Source organism: Shewanella sp. SW32 (assembly GCF_025653365.1).
GTDB lineage: Bacteria > Pseudomonadota > Gammaproteobacteria > Enterobacterales > Shewanellaceae > Shewanella > Shewanella oncorhynchi.
Genome location: NZ_JAKKSJ010000078.1, coordinates 1 through 3,655 on the forward strand (window position 1 = coordinate 1; position 3,655 = coordinate 3,655).

Consider the following 3,655-nt stretch of genomic DNA (forward strand, 5'->3'; position numbering starts at 1 on the left):
GGTGTGCCACCCTGGCGTTCTAGTTTTAACTGTCTCACCCATTTATCCATAGTGGACTTACCTACGTTCATCGCCTTTGCAGCTTCGATGATGCTATGGTTTTTATCGAGGACTAATTGGGCTGCTTCAAGTTTGAATTCAGCACTAAATGTTTTTCTGGTTGTCGATCTCATGTGTTCACCTAAAGTCATCTACGAGGTAATAATATCACCTCTATTTAGGTGGCCAAAATTAGTGTGCCACTACAATCTTCTTTACTCCAAGATGTTGAATCAAAATAATAAAGTTGGAGCAGACGTTGTAGCGTTGTGGTGTCACTTGTTTTTAAATTGATAAGACTAACGTTTGACATCATTCATCCTGATTACCTGCGTCTTAGTATTGATGCTTGGGCACTGAAACATCCTGTTATCGAGCGTATATAATGGTATAGAGTTTTGCTTTGCTGAGGTAGCTTATTTATTTCAAATGGTTAGTGGCAGGCTGAAATCGACAGAAGTTTGCGAACCGTTACAGCTAGCGCACATGCTTTGGCGGATGCTAGCAAATACCGACGTTTAAATTGGCGTTAATTACGCGGCTAACTTGTAGTCTTATCTCAAATCAGCATAATGCTTCGAGCTGTTAAGCTTAACGCTATTGTTTACGGCCGCGGCTTGCGTCACTAACCAGTGCTTGTGGTTAATTAAAGTCATCACAATGCACTCGCTCAGCAATTTATTGTGTGGACTTGCAGTACTGTTTTCACTGACGTTCCTAACACCTTGATAAAGGATTGATTCTCCCTTTGACTCGCTCCCGCCAACCGACATCAAAGCATGTTTCCTCTAAAGAAACCGCCGCTAAGCCTTCTGCCTTAAAAGGCGCCGCTGCGGTGAGTCGACTCGCGTCCGAAGTGCTACGCGCATTTTTGCCCGATGGAGTATTGTCTAAACATATTCAAGGATTTAGTGCGCGAACAAGCCAGATGCAGATGGCACAGGAAGTGAGTGAGGCGATAGCGGCGAAGGGCAATGTGGTGATTGAGGCGGGTACGGGGGTAGGTAAAACCTTTGCGTATTTGATCCCCGCTATATTGAGCGGTAAGCAAGTCATCGTCAGTACGGGCAGTAAAAACTTGCAAGAGCAGTTGTTTTTTAAAGACTTACCCGCGCTGGTCGCCATGTTGGGGATTGAGCCTAAACTGGCTCTACTAAAGGGCCGCAATAATTATCTGTGCCAGTGGCGCCTCGATAAGCAAATGAGTGAGGCGACACATATCGATGCGCGTTTGTTGGATGATTTGTTGAAAATCAATCAGTGGGCGAGCACCTGCAAAGATGGTGATATTGGCGGCTTAACCTCAGTGCCTGAGAATTCCTCGGCGCTGCCACTTGTGGTCAGCACTAAGGAAAGCTGTATTGGCAAGCGCTGCGACTTTTACGATGTCTGCTTTACTCGCAAGGCGCGCAGCCGTGCCCTGGATGCCAAAATCATTGTGGTTAACCACCATTTATTTTTCGCCGATAGCGTACTGAAAGATACGGGCTTTGCCGAGTTATTACCCGATCCTGATGTGGTGATTTTCGATGAAGCGCATTTATTACCCGATATTTGCGTTAACTATTTTGGCCAGCAATGTTCGAGTCGTACTATCGATGATTTCATTCAAAAGCTACTCGCTATTTATCAGACTGAACTCAGTGATACTGGGCAACTCGCCCAATTTTGCCAGCGTTGCCTCGCTAAATTAAGTGATTGGCATAATCAGTTATATTCCTGCGGTGAATCCGATTGGCGTTTAGTGCTGGGCAATAAAGCGCTCGCGGCGGCGTCATGGGATTTATTAGCGGAATTAACCGCGCTGCAGAATTTATTAATGGCCCATATTGGGCGTAGTGAATTGTTAGATGATATCGCCATTAAGTTGGCTGAGCTGAATAATAAGCTCAGTGTGTTTTTTAACTGTGATAATAATTTGGCGGCCTACAGCATCGAATTTGGTAGTCGCTTTGTGGTGCTGCGAATTTCACCAATCAATATTGCCCGTGAGTGCCAACAGTTATTTGTGCCAGAAACCAGCTGGATATTTACCTCGGCAACTTTGCAGGTTAATCGCAGTCTTGTTCATTTTACCCGAGAAATGGGTATCGTTGATGCGCAGCAAAGCATTCTCGACAGTCCCTTCGATTATCCCCGCCAAGCGGTATTTTGTGTGCCGAGACAACTTGGGAGCGTGACCAATCAACAGCAAGCGTTAAAGCAGTTGGTGGATGTGTGCGTGCAAGCGATAGATGCGGCGCAGGGACGGACTTTTATTTTATTTACCAGCCATAAAATGCTCGAACAAGCGGCGCTGGCACTGCGAACTCGCACTCAGTATCCGCTGCTGGTACAAGGCCAAGCGGGTAAACAGAGTCTGCTGACTAAGTTTCGCCAACTCGGCAATGCGGTATTGCTCGGCACCAGTAGTTTTTGGGAAGGGGTGGATGTGCGCGGCAAATTGTTAAGCTGCGTGATTATCGACAAATTACCTTTTGTGTCGCCCGATGAGCCCCTGTATCGCGCCCGAGCCGACAATGTGAGTCGTCAGGGACTTGACCCTTTTACTGAAGTGTCGTTACCGCAGGCGATTATTGCGCTGAAACAAGGTGTTGGCCGTCTTATTCGCGATGAAAAAGATCGCGGTGTGCTGATCCTTTGCGATAATCGCATCGTGAATCGCTACTATGGCCAAGCCTTTTTAAACTCGCTGCCGCCGATGGCACGCACCCGTGACCTAGAAAAGGCATTGGCATTCTTGAGAACAATCCCCTGAAATTCGTTTATGGTTTACCTAGCATACTTAAATTTGTCTTATTTGCCGGATATGGAATTCTGAGCTAAGTATTGAGCCGTTACACATATTGTGAGGATATAAAAACGGAGGTAAAAATTGCCACCTGTGAGCAATAGATGGCAAACACCCTTGGAGGTTGGGTCAAGTGGCATCCTGCCTAATGGTTCCATTCAAAATAAATAATTCTTCGGCCTTTGGTTTTAGATTTTTAGTGAATTAATGGCATTCTTTGCAAGCATCTGCTGGTGCTTTCTCTTGATGAGCGATGTGGCAATTGGTGCATGTTAAAACGCCATCATGTTTAGTATGAGCTTCGCCTGCAAGTGTTTTCATTTCTCCATGGCATGATACACATTGCTGATTTTCAAAAACATAATCCGCTGAAGGTTTTTTATCTTTATGGCAGGATTCACAGTCAGATCTTTCAGAATGACTGTCGGCAAGTGATACCGCCATTAAATTCGTTGAAAAGCACAGTGCGCACATTAGCATCATCTTTTTAAGCATGTTATTTTCCTTTTTTATTGTTGGTTAAATCATCATTCTGAAGCGAGTAAATCACATATCTAGCTATGAAATATGTAACTTCCAGAATTCAGATAATAACTGCGACACTCTAATCGAGGTGTAGAAGAAGCCAACTGCTGAAAAGTGGTACGCTTTATCTCGCCAAAGTAAAAGAGTATCACCATGAATTATCAACAGTTGACCGAAGCAAGACGATACCAGATTTCCGTGCTGTTAGAACAGGGCTTTTCGATAGCACACATAGCTAAATGCATTGATTGTCATCGCTCTAGTGTCTATAGGGAAGTTAAACGATGCCAAGGGCAATCA

The 3,655-nt window shown here is 44.9% G+C and carries 4 protein-coding genes; 2 read left to right on the forward strand and 2 right to left on the reverse strand.

Features of this window, described 5'->3' with window-relative positions:
- The coding region (locus L5M28_RS23750) for a transposase (protein WP_263148818.1) at positions 1-173 on the reverse strand (173 nt) is incomplete at its 3' end.
- Positions 174-787: 614 nt separating this feature from the next.
- Here L5M28_RS23750 and L5M28_RS23755 point away from each other — a divergent pair.
- Positions 788-2,797 (forward strand): ATP-dependent DNA helicase, encoded by a 2,010-nt coding sequence (locus tag L5M28_RS23755; RefSeq protein WP_263204523.1) that lies wholly within the window; start codon positions 788-790, stop codon positions 2,795-2,797.
- Positions 2,798-3,034: 237 nt separating this feature from the next.
- Here L5M28_RS23755 and L5M28_RS23760 read toward each other — a convergent pair whose 3' ends face one another.
- Complete coding sequence (locus L5M28_RS23760; protein WP_028759787.1) at positions 3,035-3,325, reverse strand: cytochrome c3 family protein; 291 nt, start codon at positions 3,323-3,325, stop codon at positions 3,035-3,037.
- A 183-nt stretch (positions 3,326-3,508) separates the two neighbouring features.
- On the opposite strand from L5M28_RS23760, the gene L5M28_RS23765 reads away from it, so the two are divergent.
- A partial coding sequence (locus tag L5M28_RS23765) for a helix-turn-helix domain-containing protein (protein ID WP_263148938.1) occupies positions 3,509-3,655 on the forward strand: 147 nt, incomplete at its 3' end.